Source organism: Nibrella saemangeumensis, assembly GCF_039541915.1.
In the GTDB taxonomy this organism is placed as follows: domain Bacteria; phylum Bacteroidota; class Bacteroidia; order Cytophagales; family Spirosomataceae; genus Nibrella; species Nibrella saemangeumensis.
On sequence record NZ_BAABHD010000024.1, the window covers coordinates 206,957 to 222,726 of the forward strand.

The 15,770-nt window shown below is 55.0% G+C and carries 13 protein-coding genes and 1 tRNA gene; 6 read left to right on the forward strand and 8 right to left on the reverse strand.

The genetic code is table 11. From position 1 onward, the window contains the following. Positions 1-172 precede the first annotated feature (172 nt). The 3 genes from ABD949_RS10875 (at position 173) to ABD949_RS10885 (ending at position 1,346) form a co-directional block, all read left to right on the forward strand. Positions 173-245: transfer RNA gene (locus tag ABD949_RS10875), tRNA-Thr, on the forward strand. Positions 246-475: 230 nt separating this feature from the next. After that, positions 476-739, forward strand: a complete 264-nt coding sequence (locus ABD949_RS10880; protein ID WP_345243357.1) for a hypothetical protein — start codon at positions 476-478, stop codon at positions 737-739. Between the two features lie 478 nt (positions 740-1,217). Further along, positions 1,218-1,346, forward strand: coding sequence for a hypothetical protein (locus ABD949_RS10885; protein WP_345243358.1), 129 nt, complete (start codon positions 1,218-1,220; stop codon positions 1,344-1,346). 507 nt (positions 1,347-1,853) lie between these two features. Here the strand turns inward: ABD949_RS10885 and ABD949_RS10890 are convergent. The 4 genes from ABD949_RS10890 to ABD949_RS10905 form a co-directional block, all read right to left on the reverse strand. Further along, on the reverse strand, positions 1,854-2,057 hold the full coding sequence (locus tag ABD949_RS10890; protein WP_345243360.1) for a hypothetical protein: 204 nt from the start codon (positions 2,055-2,057) through the stop codon (positions 1,854-1,856). A gap of 83 nt (positions 2,058-2,140) precedes the next feature. Beyond that, positions 2,141-2,410 carry a hypothetical protein gene (locus tag ABD949_RS10895; RefSeq protein ID WP_345243362.1) on the reverse strand — a complete coding sequence of 90 codons (270 nt, stop codon included), beginning with the start codon at positions 2,408-2,410 and terminating at the stop codon, positions 2,141-2,143. A gap of 163 nt (positions 2,411-2,573) precedes the next feature. Continuing rightward, positions 2,574-2,927: a TM2 domain-containing protein gene (locus ABD949_RS10900; protein WP_345243364.1), complete on the reverse strand. Its 354-nt coding sequence runs from the start codon at positions 2,925-2,927 to the stop codon at positions 2,574-2,576. Between the two features lie 118 nt (positions 2,928-3,045). Next, positions 3,046-3,705, reverse strand: a complete 660-nt coding sequence (locus tag ABD949_RS10905; protein ID WP_345243365.1) for a YdcF family protein — start codon at positions 3,703-3,705, stop codon at positions 3,046-3,048. A gap of 235 nt (positions 3,706-3,940) precedes the next feature. On the opposite strand from ABD949_RS10905, the gene ABD949_RS10910 reads away from it, so the two are divergent. Further along, a complete protein-coding gene (locus tag ABD949_RS10910) occupies positions 3,941-8,461 on the forward strand; it encodes a PA14 domain-containing protein (protein WP_345243366.1) in 4,521 nt (1,506 codons plus the stop codon). 83 nt (positions 8,462-8,544) lie between these two features. Here ABD949_RS10910 and ABD949_RS10915 read toward each other — a convergent pair whose 3' ends face one another. From ABD949_RS10915 to ABD949_RS10930, 4 genes are all read right to left on the reverse strand, one after another. After that, on the reverse strand, positions 8,545-8,949 hold the full coding sequence (locus ABD949_RS10915) for a hypothetical protein (RefSeq protein WP_345243368.1): 405 nt from the start codon (positions 8,947-8,949) through the stop codon (positions 8,545-8,547). Between the two features lie 77 nt (positions 8,950-9,026). Then, positions 9,027-9,983 (reverse strand): D-erythronate dehydrogenase, encoded by a 957-nt coding sequence (gene denD / locus ABD949_RS10920; RefSeq protein WP_345243370.1) that lies wholly within the window; start codon positions 9,981-9,983, stop codon positions 9,027-9,029. Positions 9,984-10,020: 37 nt separating this feature from the next. Next, a complete protein-coding gene (locus ABD949_RS10925) occupies positions 10,021-10,776 on the reverse strand; it encodes an SDR family NAD(P)-dependent oxidoreductase (protein ID WP_345243372.1) in 756 nt (251 codons plus the stop codon). Between the two features lie 160 nt (positions 10,777-10,936). Further along, on the reverse strand, positions 10,937-11,890 hold the full coding sequence (locus tag ABD949_RS10930; protein ID WP_345243374.1) for a DUF3078 domain-containing protein: 954 nt from the start codon (positions 11,888-11,890) through the stop codon (positions 10,937-10,939). Between the two features lie 165 nt (positions 11,891-12,055). On the opposite strand from ABD949_RS10930, the gene ABD949_RS10935 reads away from it, so the two are divergent. Continuing rightward, positions 12,056-14,620 (forward strand): DUF7133 domain-containing protein, encoded by a 2,565-nt coding sequence (locus tag ABD949_RS10935; RefSeq protein ID WP_345243376.1) that lies wholly within the window; start codon positions 12,056-12,058, stop codon positions 14,618-14,620. A gap of 54 nt (positions 14,621-14,674) precedes the next feature. Further along, positions 14,675-15,769, forward strand: coding sequence for a sugar phosphate isomerase/epimerase family protein (locus ABD949_RS10940; protein WP_345243378.1), 1,095 nt, complete (start codon positions 14,675-14,677; stop codon positions 15,767-15,769). The last annotated feature ends 1 nt before the right edge of the window (position 15,770 follow it).

Sequence of the window (15,770 nt, forward strand, 5' to 3'; positions counted from 1 at the left end):
ATTTTTAGCCGCCAGTGGCCATTTTATTTATCCGAATACTTGCGCAATACAGGCCAGCCGTCTATATTTGCACCACAATTCGGAAACGAATAAGCCTCCATAGCTCAGCTGCGGTTCGTCGCACGATAGAGCAACTGATTTATAACCAGTAGGTCAGCCCGGAGTAATATAAGCCTCCATAGCTCAGCTGGTAGAGCAACTGACTTGTAATCAGTAGGTCGTTGGTTCGATCCCGACTGGGGGCTCTTAAAAATCAAGCACTTAGCAGGAATGTTAAGTGCTTTTTTGTTTTGGTTTACACTTTTTCGGATGCTACCACTTGTTAAGGTATTGATTGCTGAAATAATTTCTTTTTTCTGACCGTCATTTTTGTCACTTTCGTCATGGCTCAGAAGTTAATCGGCAAAAGCGGCATGAGCATGGAACTACTTGAAGACATTAACCTGACAGACTTGGACACTAAACCCGCAGGGCCATGATCGAGGCATACAAACTACTGAATCAGGCTCTCATAGAGGAAAGGGGTCTTACGCAAAGCGGGTACCGGGCGACAGCCGTGGAACTGAATGAAGTCTTGATTGTCCGGCTTTCTCATTCCAGCAAACCGGATCTGGTTATTGCTGTGCGCCAGCGCCTGGGCTCGACCATGGAGGTAAATTTCTATTCTTACGATGGTCATGGCACCACCGAAACCTATGCCAACGCCCGGCTGGCTGCGGATGCTGTACTGAATTTGTAAATTGCTTTTGTTTGAATTATAAGACAGGCCCCGGCGATGCTGGGGCTTTGTATTAAGTAGGACAATCTCACGCATATTAAAAAAGCTTTCAATCTCCCTACCAATCCCGCATGCATTCGACTTATCTTGGCCAAGTAACCAATCACATAAACACCAATGAACTTACAGCCATTTCACCAGAAAATCCTTAAAGCCCTCACTGATTCGCCCCGGTTGTATCTTGAGTCGTTGGCCGAAAAAACGGACATGCCTAAACAGGCGTGCAAAGAAATATGCCAGTAATATCCCTTCCGCCAATACGTTGACGAAGAGCGTGAACTAGCCCGAGGCACAGATACCTGGATATATTCCTTAAACGATAACGGTAAAGCACTGGCCAAAACCCTGGAGATGTAAGCCAGTCCATGAAACATTTCCTCAAACTCCACCGCGAGGGCCCCCCGCCGAACTGTTGATCCAGGCGGATCACATCCTCCCCGTGGAAGACGTTGACGGGCAGGCGGCTATCCACGTGGCCGGCATTCCCGGCCCGATCCTGAGGCAGGAATCTTACGCCGATGTCAAGCTGAGGCTAATGGCGGTGTTTGGCAACGATGCGATTGCGTAGGGCAGGCCGGCAACATTTATTGGCCAATCGGGGTTAGATAGGCAATAAACATAAACTAAGGCATTAAGGCCGGCTGCACCCTGTAGCTGGCTTTTTTGTACCCTGGCCAGAAGGCAGCTCATGCAACGTTTGTGGCAGACAGGCACTCTTTGACCCATTAGAGTAAAGGAAAAAGATGGATTACGAAAAACCGGCTGCTGTGTGGCCGGTTTTTTTGCGAAAGCCCTGGCCACTCGCTGGAAAAAGCAGTAAGCCGGGTAAGCGCTCAGACGCGGGTTATTGCCGTCTGGATGCCTAACACAGACATTGTCGGTGAAGGCAACTGGTTTGACTATCGAGTGAACGTGGAGGAACTGACCAGATACCCACGCTGCTTTAACTCCCTCCACACTGCCAGGAATGGGTTATCCTTTTCCAAAGCGGCAAGGTCAGGAAAAGCTGTTATTAGTAGCCCACATTTCAGAAAGAGGTACCGTAAGGTGGTACGAATTTGTATGACCATTGTATTCAGCCTTGTGCTTCTGGTGTCGGGCTGCTTTGTTTCCGTAACAGTCGGCCAATAACCACAGCAGTACGCCCATTCTCAAACTGAACCAGCATTGAGCCGTTTTTGCCGCGAATAGTCTTGCCATCAGCCCGGCGAACGGCTGAACAGGTTGCGCCCTTCAGATCCGGATCAGTCATTCGATCACCTAAATACGTGTAGATCATAATAATCCGTGTATCTTTAAAGAGGTTCCTTCGGTTTTCTACTGAACAACGGTTACGGCGTTGGGCGACAGGACAGGTAGGAGTTAAGGATTAATTAGCATAAGATCATCGGTAATAGCTTGTTCGTCGGAGGTAGTTAGTTGACCGTTCCGCAAAAAACGGTAGTAGGCCTGGCCGGCTCGTAGTGCAGCGCCCCTATTGCCACTGACCAGAGCCTCCGCGTACCGGTGGCGCAGGTGTTCCAACTGCGCCGTACGCTGCTGCCGGAGCTGGGCAAGCTTCGAGATTTGATTGTCTTCGTACAGGATCAGCAGGATGACAGCTGCCTCCATCACTATAAAAATGATGTTCATGGTCATTGCTTCCTCATATTGCCAGTAAAGCCTCTGCCAGCACTCCAGGCTGACAACCCTGCAAAAAAGGTGAAGTAATGCCAAACATAGAAACGAATAATGACCAGCGGTTTAAAGGCGGTGAAGACCGGCCGCCCTGTTTATTCAACTACCGTTGGTCTACTTACCGTGCCATCCTTACCATATGCACACATTCAAAGAGTTTTTCCCGGTTATACTTGTTGGTGATTCGTTTGTGGTTGATCAGGTCTACAATGGTCCCGATCAGCAAAAGGCCACCGGTGAAGAAGTAGAGGAGTCCCATCCAGATATGACCGAGCACAAAGCGGTGAACACCGGCCACCCCTACAAAACCCAGTAAAGCCAGAATCAGGGTCAGTGTAGGGTCCCGGCGCTTACTCTGATACAGCATGACCAGTTGCCGCTGCTGGTTTTCGGTCATGTCTTTCGTGGCACCCTGAAGCATCATCATCTCTTCGGGCTGGAGGCCGGGAATCATCAGAAAGTCCTGAGTCATAGCAGTAGCAGTTTGATTGTCCTGATAAATAACAAAAAACAGCCCCGCTGTGCCTGTTGACCAGACGAGTTTTTTATCCATTCCGGCGGATTAGACGAATCGCCCGCTGCCGGATGCGTCAGTCTCTGACCAAATGCTTATCGTAACCGGCCTCTACCAGTGTCTCGTAAGCGGCCCAGACATCATCGGGAATCTCCTGAGGTATCTGAAACCCTTTGGTCGGATACAGCCGGATGCGCTGTAAATCGCCAACCATGATGCTGATAACGGCATCAGGCGGCAGATCCGGGTTGGAATATTCACTGAGATACTCATCAAACGTGGCCTGGGGAGACGTAACAATCACGTGCTTCTCAGGCCATACTTTTCGGAAGGTGACATAGCTCCGTCGCTCCATATACGGCTTTTGCACCACAATGAAGGTCTCCGGGCTCAGGTTCCGCTCTGCCAGAAGCTGCCGGGTAAACTGAACGTTCTCCCCCGTATTGGTCGATTGGTTTTCGATCAGAATATGTTCGGCCGGCACGCCCAATTCCATGGCAATGCGGGCAAACTGGTCGGCTTCGGGTTCGGTCCACATAGAACGGGTAATCACCCCCAGACCCCCCGAAAAAATCAGCAACGGGGCCCAGCCTTCCAGAAACAACCGGGCCCCACGTTCGGCCACCCGCGTGTCGTAGCTGCAGAGGACCAGAATGGCGTCGGCCTTTTCGAGGGTATGATTCAGATGGTGATAATGCCAGAGCTTTTCGGCCAGATCGTGTATGTACTGGTTCATGGTGCGTGTTAAACAAGGGCTTTAGCTGTCCAAAAACTAGATTTCTGCGATAAATAATACGACAAAACGTAATCACTTATCCAACGGTAAAAGGATGTCTTGCATCCTATGTAAGAATCGTTTCTTTTTGCGCCCTATTTGACAAATTTCTAAAATTTTACGCTTTTCTTTTCATCTATTCATGACTAAGTATATACATTTTTTAATACTTGGGCTACTTTTTGCTGCATCAGCAATGGCTCAGGTTACGGTTTCGCGTCCCGTGAGCCGCATCGTCTACCAGCGAAATACGAGCAACACCGCAACGGTTCCCGTCAGCGGTCAGGCCGACCCATCCATCACTGTTATCAACGCCCGACTGGTTTCCCGCCAGGGAGGCAATCAGGTTAGCAGTACCTCCCTGACGGTGAGTAATGGCCGATTCTCGGGTGCGCTCACCAATGTACCCGGTGGCTGGTACGATCTCCTGCTGGAGACCAGCAACGGTACCTTCCGCGTGGAGCGGGTGGGCGTTGGCGAAGTTTTCATCGTGGCGGGTCACTCCGTGGCACAGGCCGACAACACCTATTCGATTCCGTATTCCAACGATGACCGGGTCAATGCCGTGCCGCTGCCCTCCGACAATCCGCCGTATCAGCCAATACCAGACCCAGCCCAATTGCCCAATACCTTCGGACAATACGGCAACATCAGGCCTGCTCCTTTTGGCGTACAGCCTTTTTTCTGGTCCCGCTTCGGCGAAGTACTGGCGCAGCGGTTTAACGTTCCGATCCTGATTTTCCAAACCGCTTACCAGGGAACAACCCTGGAGATGTGGTGGAAATCCTCGCAGGGCATCTACTTTGAGCATTATTTTGTTGATGCCTCAATCGGCATGCCCTACGCCAACCTGAAAAACACGCTGACCAAATACATTCCCCAGACCGGGGTAAGAGCTGTGCTGGTGGACCACGGGCAGAACGACTATCCGTTTACAAATGTGCAGGAACTAGTCAATTGGTACAATGGCTTTCTGGAGAAAGCCCGGCAGGATCTGGGCTTCCCGCTTAAAGCCGTGATCAACCGCCACACACCTTTCCTGTACTCCAATCCGCAGCACCACATCCGTCAGGTGCAGGAGCAGGTAGCTCAGTCCGCCAATAATTTTCCGGGACCAGATTACGACACAGGCCTGACACCTTCTGACCGGTATGATGAAATTCACCTCAATAGCAGCGGGCAGGAGAAGGCCGCCCAGTTGTGGGCTAATGTCATGACAGACGCTTTTTGGGCAACGGCTACGCCCTACCAACCGTCCTTTTCGGTGGATGACAATCAACCACCGGTAGCCGGTGGCAGTGGTACGGGTTTGCAGGGCAACTACTTCAACAACACCAGCCTGTCGGACGCTGCGGTGCTGAGCCGGATCGATGCCACCATCAACTTTATCTGGGGCATGGATTCGCCCCAGCCTGGCGTGGTCAATGCCGATGAGTTCTCGGTCCGCTGGACCGGTCAGGTCGAAGCGCCCGTAACAGGCACCTACAGCTTCCGCACTAACAACGATGATGGCACTCGGGTGTGGGTCAACAACCAGCTGCTGATCGACAACTGGACTCCCCAGGGGCCTACCCCCAGAGAAGGCTCCATCAACCTGACCGCCGGCCAGAAGTATGACATCAAAGTTGAGTACTTCGAAGCTTATGGCGGGGCACAGGCCCTGCTTTACTGGGTGGTGCCCGGCAGCGGTTCAGCCATCGTTGTACCCAGAGAGCGGCTCTACCCCAGTGCTTCAACCGAAGGAGGCAATCAGCCACCAACGGTAGCCAACGGCATTCCCAACCAGCAGGCCTCGGTAGGCACCGCCTTCAGCTACAGCATACCGGCTAACACCTTCAGTGATCCTAACGGAGATGCGCTTACCTATCAGATCACGGGGCTACCCGCTGGCTTATCGGCCAACGGGCTGAATATCTCCGGCACCCCTACGGCGGAGGGTACCGCGACGGTCACGGTGCGGGCCAGCGATCCGGCCGGGCAGGCTGCCACTACCACCTTCAGTCTGGCCGTCAGTGCCGCCCCGGTGGCTGGTGGCGGTACTGGCACAGGCTTGCAGGGTAACTACTTCAACAACACCAGCCTGTCGGGCACAACGGTGCTGAACCGGGTGGACGCCACCATCAACTTCCTCTGGGGGACCGATTCACCCCAGCCCGGTGTGGTCAACGCCGATGAGTTCTCGGTCCGCTGGACCGGGCAGGTCGAAGCGCCTGCCACCGGCACCTATAGCTTCCGTACCAACAACGACGATGGTACCCGCGTGTGGGTCAACAATCAGCTCATTATTGACAACTGGACTCCCCAGGGGCCTACCCCACGTGAGGGTAGTATCAATCTGACAGCCGGCCAGAAATATGACATCAAGGTGGAGTATTTTGAAGCTTATGGTGGCGCACAGGCGCTTTTGTACTGGGTGGTGCCCGGCAGCGGTTCAGCGGCCATTGTTCCCAGAGAGCGGCTGTATCCCAGTGCTTCAACGGGAGGAGGTAATCAACCACCGGTGGTGGCTAGCAGCATTCCCAACCAGCAGGCCACTGTCGGCACCGCCTTCAGCTACAGCATACCGGCTAATACCTTCAGCGATCCAAACGGAGATGCGCTCTCTTACCAGATCACCGGCCTACCGGCTGGTCTCTCGGCCAATGGGCTAAGTATTTCCGGCACCCCTACGGCAGAGGGTACCGCAACGGTGACTGTACGGGCCAGTGATCCGGCCGGACAGGTTGCCACCACCACCTTCAGTCTGGCCGTCAGTGCCGCTCCGGTGGCCGGTGGCGGCAATGGCACAGGCCTGCAGGGCAACTACTTCAACAACATGAATTTGTCAGGTACTGCCGTGCTGAGCCGGGTCGATGCCACTATCAACTTCCCCTGGGGGAACGACTCGCCCCAGCCTGGCGTGGTCAATGCCGATGAGTTCTCCGTAAGATGGACCGGCCAGGTCGAAGCGCCCGTAACAGGCACCTACAGCTTCCGTACCAACAATGATGACGGTACCCGCGTATGGGTCAACAACCAGCTGCTGATCGATAACTGGGCCCAACAGGGCCCAACCCCCAAAGAAGGCTCTATCAGCCTGACAGCCGGCCAGAAGTACGACATCAAGGTGGAGTACTTCGAAGCCTATGGCGGGGCTCAGGCGCTGCTCTACTGGGTGATGCCCGGCAGCGGCTCAGCCGTGATTGTGCCAAGGGAGCGGCTTTACCCCAGTGCTTCAACGGGAGGAGGTAATCAACCACCGGTGGTGGCTAGCAGCATTCCCAACCAGCAGGCCACGGTAGGTACCGCCTTCAGCTACAGCATACCGGCTAACACCTTCAGCGATCCTAATGGGGATGCGCTCTCTTACCAGATCACCGGACTACCGGCTGGCCTTTCGGCCAATGGGTTAAGTATTTCCGGCACCCCTACGGCAGAGGGTACTGCGACGGTGACTGTACGGGCCAGTGATCCAGCCGGGCAGGCTGCCACCACCACCTTCAGTCTGGCCGTCAGCTCGGCTCCGGTAGCCGGTGGTGGCAGTGGCACGGGCCTGCAGGGTAACTACTTCAACAACATGGATCTGTCAGGTGCTGCGGTACTGAGCCGGGTCGATGCCACCATCAACTTCCCCTGGGGCATGGATTCGCCCCAGCCTGGCGTGGTCAATGCCGATGAGTTCTCCGTAAGATGGACCGGCCAGGTCGAAGCGCCCGTAACAGGCACCTACAGCTTCCGTACCAACAATGATGATGGCACTCGGGTGTGGGTCAACAACCAGCTGCTGATCGACAACTGGGCCCAACAGGGACCCACCCCACGTGAGGGTAGCATCAACCTCACGGCAGGCCAGAAATATGACATCAAGGTGGAATACTTCGAAGCTTATGGAGGGGCCCAGGCGCAGTTGTTCTGGGTCATACCCAGTGGTGGCTCAGCCGTCATTGTGCCCAAAGAGCGGCTCTACCCCAATGCTACGGATGGCGGCAACAATCAGCCACCAGTAGCCGGTGGAGGTAACGGTACCGGTTTGCAGGGTAACTACTTTAACAACATGAACCTGTCAGGTGCTGCGGTGCTGAGCCGGGTCGATGCTACCATCAACTTCCCCTGGGGGAACGACTCGCCCCAGCCTGGCGTGGTCAATGCCGATGAGTTCTCCGTAAGATGGACCGGCCAGGTCGAAGCGCCCGTAACAGGCACCTACAGCTTCCGTACCAACAATGATGATGGTACTCGGGTGTGGGTCAACAATCAACTCATTATCGATAACTGGGCCCAGCAGGGACCTACTCCCAGAGAAGGCTCCATCAGCCTGACGGCAGGCCAGAAGTACAATATCAGGGTCGAGTACTTTGAAGCTTACGGGGGTGCTCAGGCGCAGTTGTTCTGGGTTATTCCCGGCAGCAGTTCAGCGGTCATTGTGCCCCGGGAGCGGTTGTACCCCTCCACCCCGAGTACCCGCGCCGGGGTCTCCTCGGCGGAATCCATTAGCTGGAGCGTGTATCCAAACCCAGCCACAGACGTCGTTACCATAGCGGTTCCGGCGGGGGCAGACCTATCCCGCCTTTCTGTGGAGTTTATAACCCCAAGCGGTCGCCGGATTCCGGCTGAACGGATCGAAGCAGAGATGGGAACTATCCGGCTCCCGGTTCATCATCTGGTCCCTGGGCTCTATATCCTGACCGTCAGCTCCGACGGCCGGATACTAAGTACAAGCAAGCTTCTTAAAAGATAGTCAAAAAGGAGTAATACAGATGAGGCACTTTGAATTCTGTTCAAAGTGCCTCATCTGTATTATTGGTTTTCGGTCAGTATGATCTACTGTTTTACGGTATCCTGCGGCACTTGTTGTGAAGGCTGCTGCGGTGTTTGCGGCTGCAGACAGTTCCGGGTGGTACCCAGCGTGGCGTTCAGCCGCAAATAATCCATGGCGTTGATTCTGGGCGTGGGCGTATAGTAGAACTGATTCAGCCAGCCCTGGTAATCGTTCAATTTCTGTACTGCATCCGACGTGTTTCCCTGGCCATACGCGTCCAGGGCCCCTCGTAACGCCCGGCTCAACGTAGTTTTGTCGGTTGTGCTTAGTGATGCTGACTGTTGCGTCGTATACAACAACAGGTTTAAGCTGGCCTCGCAGCCATCGAACTTGCCGGCTTTAGAAACCGGCCCGACAGCCAGAAAACTCGCCACAACCACCATCCATATAAAAGCCTTCGTTCGCATAAGCCTGTTTTTATTGGATAAACAAACAAAAGCCCCGGTCCGTTCGTCTGCCCCCTCCTGCTCCTGCCTGGCATGGGTCAGGCGGGTGTTGACCCCGTGGCACGCCGGTGTTGCCGGATGAAATCGTCGAAGTGATGGTCCACCTGAAACCCCAGGCTTAACGCCCGGCTGTTGTCGATGGCCCCCGGCCAGCTGCTGACAATCCGGCTGATGGCTTCATTGGGTTCAAAGCGGACACGGGCAAGGGTTTCGGCATTGGTCGCCCGCCCGAGCGCGTCCAGCATCTGTTGTACCGTTACCTGAATACCCGGCAGGTTTACGGTTCGCCAGTTGCCCAGGCTGGCGGCTGGCAGCGTAGCGGCATGGATCAGGTTCTGCACCACCGTATCCGGACTTGAGAGCCAGAGTGGCAGATCGGGCGATACGGGACAAACGGCCGGTTCACCAGCCAGGGGTTCCCGAATAAGGCTGCTGACAAACGAAGAAGCAGCCTGATTGGGACGACCTGGCCGCACACAAATGGTAGGCAGCCGGACTACCCGGCCATCAACAAAGCCTTTGCGGGCGTAATCATTGACCAATAGTTCTCCCATTGCCTTCTGCGCACCGTACGACGATTGGGGTGTTACGACCGTGGTGTCGGTTACCAGAGCCGGCAGCGCACCGCCGTAAACGGCCACGGAGCTGGAGAATACAAATCGAATGTCCGGGCGGGTATGGCGGCAAGCCTCCAGCAATTGGCGGGTAACATCCAGGTTCACCCGCCAGCCCAGATCAAAATCGGCTTCGGCATGACTGCTCACGATTGCAGCCAGGTGAAAAATCAACCCGGTCTGGGGAGTTACCAGGGCGGTAGCCGCTCCGGTCTCGGTCAAATCGGTCTGCTGGCAACGCACCCGCGCATCTGGGCCGGGCTTAGCCGGCTCGACCAGATCGACCAGCAGTAAGTCGTCAAACGCTACGGAGCTGCTCAGCAGGGTGCTGGCCAGCCGCTGCCCGAGGAATCCTCCCCCTCCGGTTATTATGATCTGCATAAATGGTTTTCGTCTACTATGGTAACAGCAATAATTCTTAGTAGGTAGCTCGCCCGCCCGAGAGGTCAAAGATAACCCCGGTATTAAAACTGGCCTCTGCCGACACGATCCAGGCAGCGAGAGCGGCTACTTCCTCTACGGTTCCGAGTCGCTTCATGGGTATTTTGGCAGTCATATACGCCAGTTGCTCCGGAGCCGTATTTTCGTTCATAGCCGTCCGGATGACCGCCGGCGCAATGCCGTTGACAGTAATGCCCGTTTCGGCGTATTCTTTACCAATTCCCTTAACAAGGCCAATTACGCCGGCTTTGGTGGACGAGTAGCCGGCCATAAACGGGTTTCCTTCCTTGCCGGCAATGGAAGCCAGGTGGAGTATGCGCCCATAGTTGCGTTTCTCCATGGCTTTAACAGCGTATTTGGTCATCAGAAACGCTCCGCGCAGATTGATCCCGTAGATCCTGTCAAAATCCGCTACGGCATAGTCAGTGATTTTGGTACTGGTAGGCCCTACAATGCCGGCCGAGTTTACCATAATATCGAGCCGGCCGAAAGTTCCGTCCACGGCACGTATAGCTTCTGCCACTGGCTGCTCCTGCGAAATGTCTACCGCATAACCCGTTGCGGGGTAGCCTTGCTCATTAAACTCAGCTACCGTCTGCTGGAGGGAACGCTCATTGATGTCAAATAAAGCAAGCGTAGCGCCTTCGGAGGCCAATCGGCGGGCAATGGCTTTACCAATGCCATCGGCTCCACCCGTAACAATGGCTACCTGATCTGTAAACCGGTCTGACATGATGTTGTCGTAAAACAGTGCGTATAATCCATATAAGAGGATTAATTGCCGCGCTTACTCAAACTCGGTTTGGTAACCGGCAATGCCATCTTACCAAAGAGACCGTCGCCGGACGCCCTCTTTCCTGCCTATGCTCAACTACATCCGTAGGGAGCCTGCGCTACTTCTTCCGGAATGTAGTTACGTTGTACAGCAACCCAATCGCTAAGGTCTGCTGAAGCTGGAGGCCGGATGAGAAGTCTTCATCGTACAAGCCGATCAGGCTAAAGGTGGTGCTGAGGTACCGGCTTATTTTGGCGGTCAGCATTAAATCCAGGCGATGATCAATCGCGTTCATCGTCTGATAATTGGCGTACAGCAGGTAGCGGGCACTCACGTTAAAATTATCGCTCAGGTTCCGGTTCAGCATGGCCTGAAGTTGCAGGGCCAGCCACTCCGTTCGGACGTGCCGGCCGGCTTTAACCCCATACGCTTCCTGGGTGGGATCGGGCACATAGGTACCATTGGCCAGTTTCCGGACGCGAACCGCATCATCGGTCACAAACGTAAACCGGGGCGCAAAGGGGCTGATACGCACCGAAAACCAATCAGCAGGCCGGTAGGCCAACCCCCAGGCCAACGTCAGCTGCGCCGGCGAGAAAAACGATGAAACAAGTAAGCGATTCCGGTCGGCAGCCAGATTTTCGTAACGATAGCCGGGCGCGAAGAACGAACTCAATGTCGCCGACACAAATGCCTCCCACTGGGGCGTAAGCTTACGCCCCAGTACAGAATTCAGAAAGAGCAGATCGGCCGCTTTGCGGGTAATACCCCGCTGGCTGACGTAGCCCAGTTGCAGATCGGCGCTGTTGTCCCACGATATTGTTCCTTTTTCGTACAGGGCCCGGGCAACTATCACCGAGCCCAGGGCCAGTGAATTAACTCCGCCACCTGCCCAGTTGCTAAACGAAGCCTGGTTGACATTGACGCCACCGCTGAACGACCGCTGCCAGTAGGTGGTATCTATTTTTACGTTGATGGTGTCCGCAAAATTTTTGGTCACGGTGAGCGTATCCTGTGCCACAGTAAAAAAGGTCGGAAAAACAAGGGATACAAGGAATACAAGTTTTTTCATATAACCGGCGATTGTGATTGACTATACGTTGCCTTTAGACGATAAAGCGCAAAAGCAGGTAACCAACTGAATTAATTCGGTTCATTGGCGATTGTAAATTTTAGAGATCATTTAGCAGTATTTGCAGGCTATCAGGCGCTTTATCGTAGCAAAGAACGGTGTTTCATGCGTAAGCCTGCTTTATATTTTTGCCTGATCAGTATTAGCCTTGGGAGCCTGTTAAGCTGTGTTGTCAATCAGAACAACACGGCAAAAAGAGACGAAGGCCCTTCTCCCGCCAAAACCCCGGCCGAAGAATTAACTACCTTCCAACTGGAACCAGGCCTGAAGATACAGTTAGTGGCGGCAGAACCCATGGTGCAGGACCCGGTGGTAATTACCTTCGACGCCGATGGCCGGCTCTGGGTGGTGGAAATGCGGGGATTCATGAACACCATCGACGGCGCCAACGAAAAGGACCGGATCGGCCGCATATCCGTGCTGGAAGACCGTAACGGCGACGGTAAAATGGACGCGAGCACCATCTACCTCGACAGCCTGATCCTGCCCCGCGCCATGTCGTTTGTACCCGGTGGCGTACTGGTAGCCGAAAATGAAGCGCTCTGGCTCACGCAGGACCTCAACGGTGATCTGAAAGCCGACACAAAAGTTTTGATCGATAAGGATTACGCCGGCAGTGGCCTGCCCGAACACTCCGGTAACGGACTCTGGCGCGGGGTCGATAACTGGTACTACAACGTTAAGTCCCGGTTCCGGTATCGGCTGGCGGACGGGAAATGGCAGCGCGACAGCACCGAGTTCCGCGGACAGTGGGGTATCAGCTACGACGATAAGGGCCGGCTGTTTTACAACTACAACTGGTCGCAGCTCCACGCCGATCTGGTGCCGCCCAATTACCTCTCGCGTAACAAAAACCATACGCCCACTACCGGTATCGACCACGGCCTCACCGTCGACCGGCGCATTTACCCCATCCGGCCCAACCCGGCGGTGAATCGCGGGTACATACCCGGTACGCTCGACGAGCAGGGGCGGCTACTGGAGTTTACGGCCGCCTGCTCCCCGCTGGTTTACCGGGGCAAAGCACTGCCCGGGGACTACTACGGCAATGCGTTTGTTTGTGAGCCGTCGGGTAACCTGGTCAAACGCAATGTCGTGAAGGAAGACGGGCTGCTACTAACGGCCTATGACCCGCATCCTGGTAAGGAGTTTCTGGCGTCGACCGACGAACGGTTCCGGCCGGTACACATGACCACCGGACCAGACGGAGCGCTCTACCTGGCCGATATGTACCGCGGACTGGTGCAGCACGGGGCCTACATAACCCCTTACCTGAAGGAGCAGACACTGGTGCGCAAACTGGTGCTGCCGGTCCATCGCGGTCGCATCTGGCGGATCGTGCCGGAAAAATGGAAACCATCAAAACCGAAAAAGCTGTCTACCGCATCTTCCGAAGAGCTGGTCGGCTACCTCGCGCACCCGGACGGCTGGTACCGCGATATGGCCCAGCACCTGCTCATCGACCGGCAGGATAAAAGCATCCGGCAGTCGCTGACGACTGTGGCTCTCAATGGGCAGCAAGCGTTAGGCCGATTCCATAGTCTCTGGACGCTGGATGGGTTGGGGCTGCTCAGCCCCGATGTCCTGCTGGCGCTGATTCAGGACCGCGACCCGCTCGTCAGGGCAACGGCAGTACGGCTGCTGGAGCCGATGGCGAAAGCAGATAAGCAGGTTAACGCCAGATTTGGTGAAGCGCTGCTGACAGCCTGGGAGAAAGCGCCCGCTGAGCAGATTCTCCAGATGGCACTATCGGCCCATGTGCTGGACCCGGCGGTATCGCATCCCTTGCTCGATGGTATCGCCAACCGGTATGGCGAGTTACCGTTACTGCGCGACGCGGTGCTAAGCAGCCTGCAGAACCAGGAATTTGCCTTTTTGCAGCGGTTGTGGAAATCTCCGCAATGGCAGAAACATGAACCGGGTAAAGAGATTTTCCTAGAGATGCTGACCACGGCTATCGTCCGGAAGCGTGACCCGAATGAGTTGACAGCGCTATTGAACCTTATTGATTCAGATAAGGAAACCCTTGGCTGGCAGGAAAAAACGCTGCTGACTGGCATGGCCATTCAGGGCAGCAGCGGTAAGCAGAAGCCCATCCGGCTGGCTGCTGCACCGGGTATCCTGAGCCGGGCAAACGGCAGGATCGAACCGGGCCGGCTGGCCGCACTGACTTCTTTGTTTGAATGGCCGGGACACAACACCGAGGTAAGCAATGCGCCTAAGAAAAGCCTGCTGAACGAAGACGAACAAAAGCAGTTTGCCCTGGGCCGGAAGCATTACCTCACCACCTGCGCCGGCTGCCACGGTACCGACGGAGCCGGCCTGAACCGGTTTGCGCCCCCGCTCATCGGCTCCGACTGGGTTTTGGGCGACGAAAAGCGGCTCGCGCTAATTGTACTGCACGGCATGGAGGGGCCCGTTGAAGTAGCCGGTAAGCTGTACAATACGCCCGAAATACTACCCGTGATGCCGGCCCACATGACTATGGACGATGCCGCCATTACAACCATCCTGACGTACATCCGCAACGAATGGGGCAACAATGCCGGACCGGTCAGCCGGCGAACGGTCAGCGCTACCCGAAATAGCTCACAGGGCCGGGTCATGCCCTGGAAGGCCGAGGAACTGAACAAATACGTTTCGGAGGCTAAAGTCAGTGCCGGAAAATGACCGGTGCGCCTTCTCAGGAAGGCTTTTTTCATTATCATCCTAACCCGATAAAACATGAATCAACCCGACAAAAGCCTTGCCGGCTCACGCTTAGACCGGCGAAGCTTCCTGCAAAAAGCGTCACTTGGCGCAATGGCGCTGTCGTTTCCGACGATGCCCGAGTTCCTCAAAGATAAACCGATGGGGATTGTGGTTCACTCCTACGGCAGCCGCTGGAACTCAAAAACGCCCAGCAGCAACTATCCCGCCTTCACCAACGCCATTGACCTGATCGAGCACTGCCACCAGATTGGAGCCGGTGGAGCGCAGGTAGTCGTCGGCAACTGGACAGCCGACTTCGCCAGGAAAGTCCGGGAACGTCGGGAGAAACTGGGGCTTTACCTCGAAGGCTCCATTGGTGTACCCAAAAATGCCGGTGATGTATCGCGCTTTGAGCAGGATGTCTTAAATGCCAAAGAAGCCGGAGCTACCATTCTGCGCACGGTTTGTTCGAGTGGCCGGCGCTATGAATCCTACCACTCTGCCGAAGCCTTTCAGACGCTGAAGAAAAACGCACTGGCCTCCTTACAACTGGCGGAACCGGTTCTGAAGAAGCACAAGGTCAGGCTGGCGGTTGAGAACCATAAAGACTGGCGGGCTCCCGAACTGGCTGCCATGCTGAAACAACTCAACAGCGAGTGGATTGGCGTTACCCTGGATTTTGGCAACAGCATTTCGCTGCTCGAAGATCCGATGGACGTGGTGCAGACGCTGGTACCTTATGTATTCAGTACACACGTGAAAGATATGGGCCTGGAAGAATACCCCGACGGGTTCCTGCTGTCTGAAGTGCCCCTGGGACAGGGTATGCTCGACCTGCCCAAGATCGTAGCGTTGTGTAAGCAGCACAATCCGGCCGTTACCTTTAACCTGGAAATGATCACCCGCGACCCGCTGGAGATACCCTGCCTGAAACCGGAATACTGGGCTACTTTTGAAAACCTGCCCGGTACCGAATTAGCCAAAACCCTCCGTCTGGTCCGGCAGCATAAATTTCCTACGCCACTCCCCAGAGTCTCTCAGCTAAGCCCTGAGGGGCGGCTTGCGGCTGAAGAGCAGAACATTCTGGCCTGTCTGGCGTACAGTAAGAATCAATTAGCGCTTAAATAAC

What these genes read in the sequence shown, in the direction of transcription:
- ABD949_RS10880 (WP_345243357.1), top strand. Translation starts at nt 476, where the DNA reads ATGATCGAGGCATACAAACTACTGAATCAGGCTCTCATAGAGGAAAGG.
- ABD949_RS10890 (WP_345243360.1), bottom strand. Translation starts at nt 2,057, where the DNA reads ATGATCTACACGTATTTAGGTGATCGAATGACTGATCCGGATCTGAAG.
- ABD949_RS10895 (WP_345243362.1), bottom strand. Translation starts at nt 2,410, where the DNA reads ATGAACATCATTTTTATAGTGATGGAGGCAGCTGTCATCCTGCTGATC.
- ABD949_RS10900 (WP_345243364.1), bottom strand. Translation starts at nt 2,927, where the DNA reads ATGACTCAGGACTTTCTGATGATTCCCGGCCTCCAGCCCGAAGAGATG.
- ABD949_RS10905 (WP_345243365.1), bottom strand. Translation starts at nt 3,705, where the DNA reads ATGAACCAGTACATACACGATCTGGCCGAAAAGCTCTGGCATTATCAC.
- ABD949_RS10910 (WP_345243366.1), top strand. Translation starts at nt 3,941, where the DNA reads ATGGCTCAGGTTACGGTTTCGCGTCCCGTGAGCCGCATCGTCTACCAG.
- ABD949_RS10915 (WP_345243368.1), bottom strand. Translation starts at nt 8,949, where the DNA reads ATGCGAACGAAGGCTTTTATATGGATGGTGGTTGTGGCGAGTTTTCTG.
- denD (WP_345243370.1), bottom strand. Translation starts at nt 9,983, where the DNA reads ATGCAGATCATAATAACCGGAGGGGGAGGATTCCTCGGGCAGCGGCTG.
- ABD949_RS10925 (WP_345243372.1), bottom strand. Translation starts at nt 10,776, where the DNA reads ATGTCAGACCGGTTTACAGATCAGGTAGCCATTGTTACGGGTGGAGCC.
- ABD949_RS10930 (WP_345243374.1), bottom strand. Translation starts at nt 11,890, where the DNA reads ATGAAAAAACTTGTATTCCTTGTATCCCTTGTTTTTCCGACCTTTTTT.
- ABD949_RS10935 (WP_345243376.1), top strand. Translation starts at nt 12,056, where the DNA reads ATGCGTAAGCCTGCTTTATATTTTTGCCTGATCAGTATTAGCCTTGGG.
- ABD949_RS10940 (WP_345243378.1), top strand. Translation starts at nt 14,675, where the DNA reads ATGAATCAACCCGACAAAAGCCTTGCCGGCTCACGCTTAGACCGGCGA.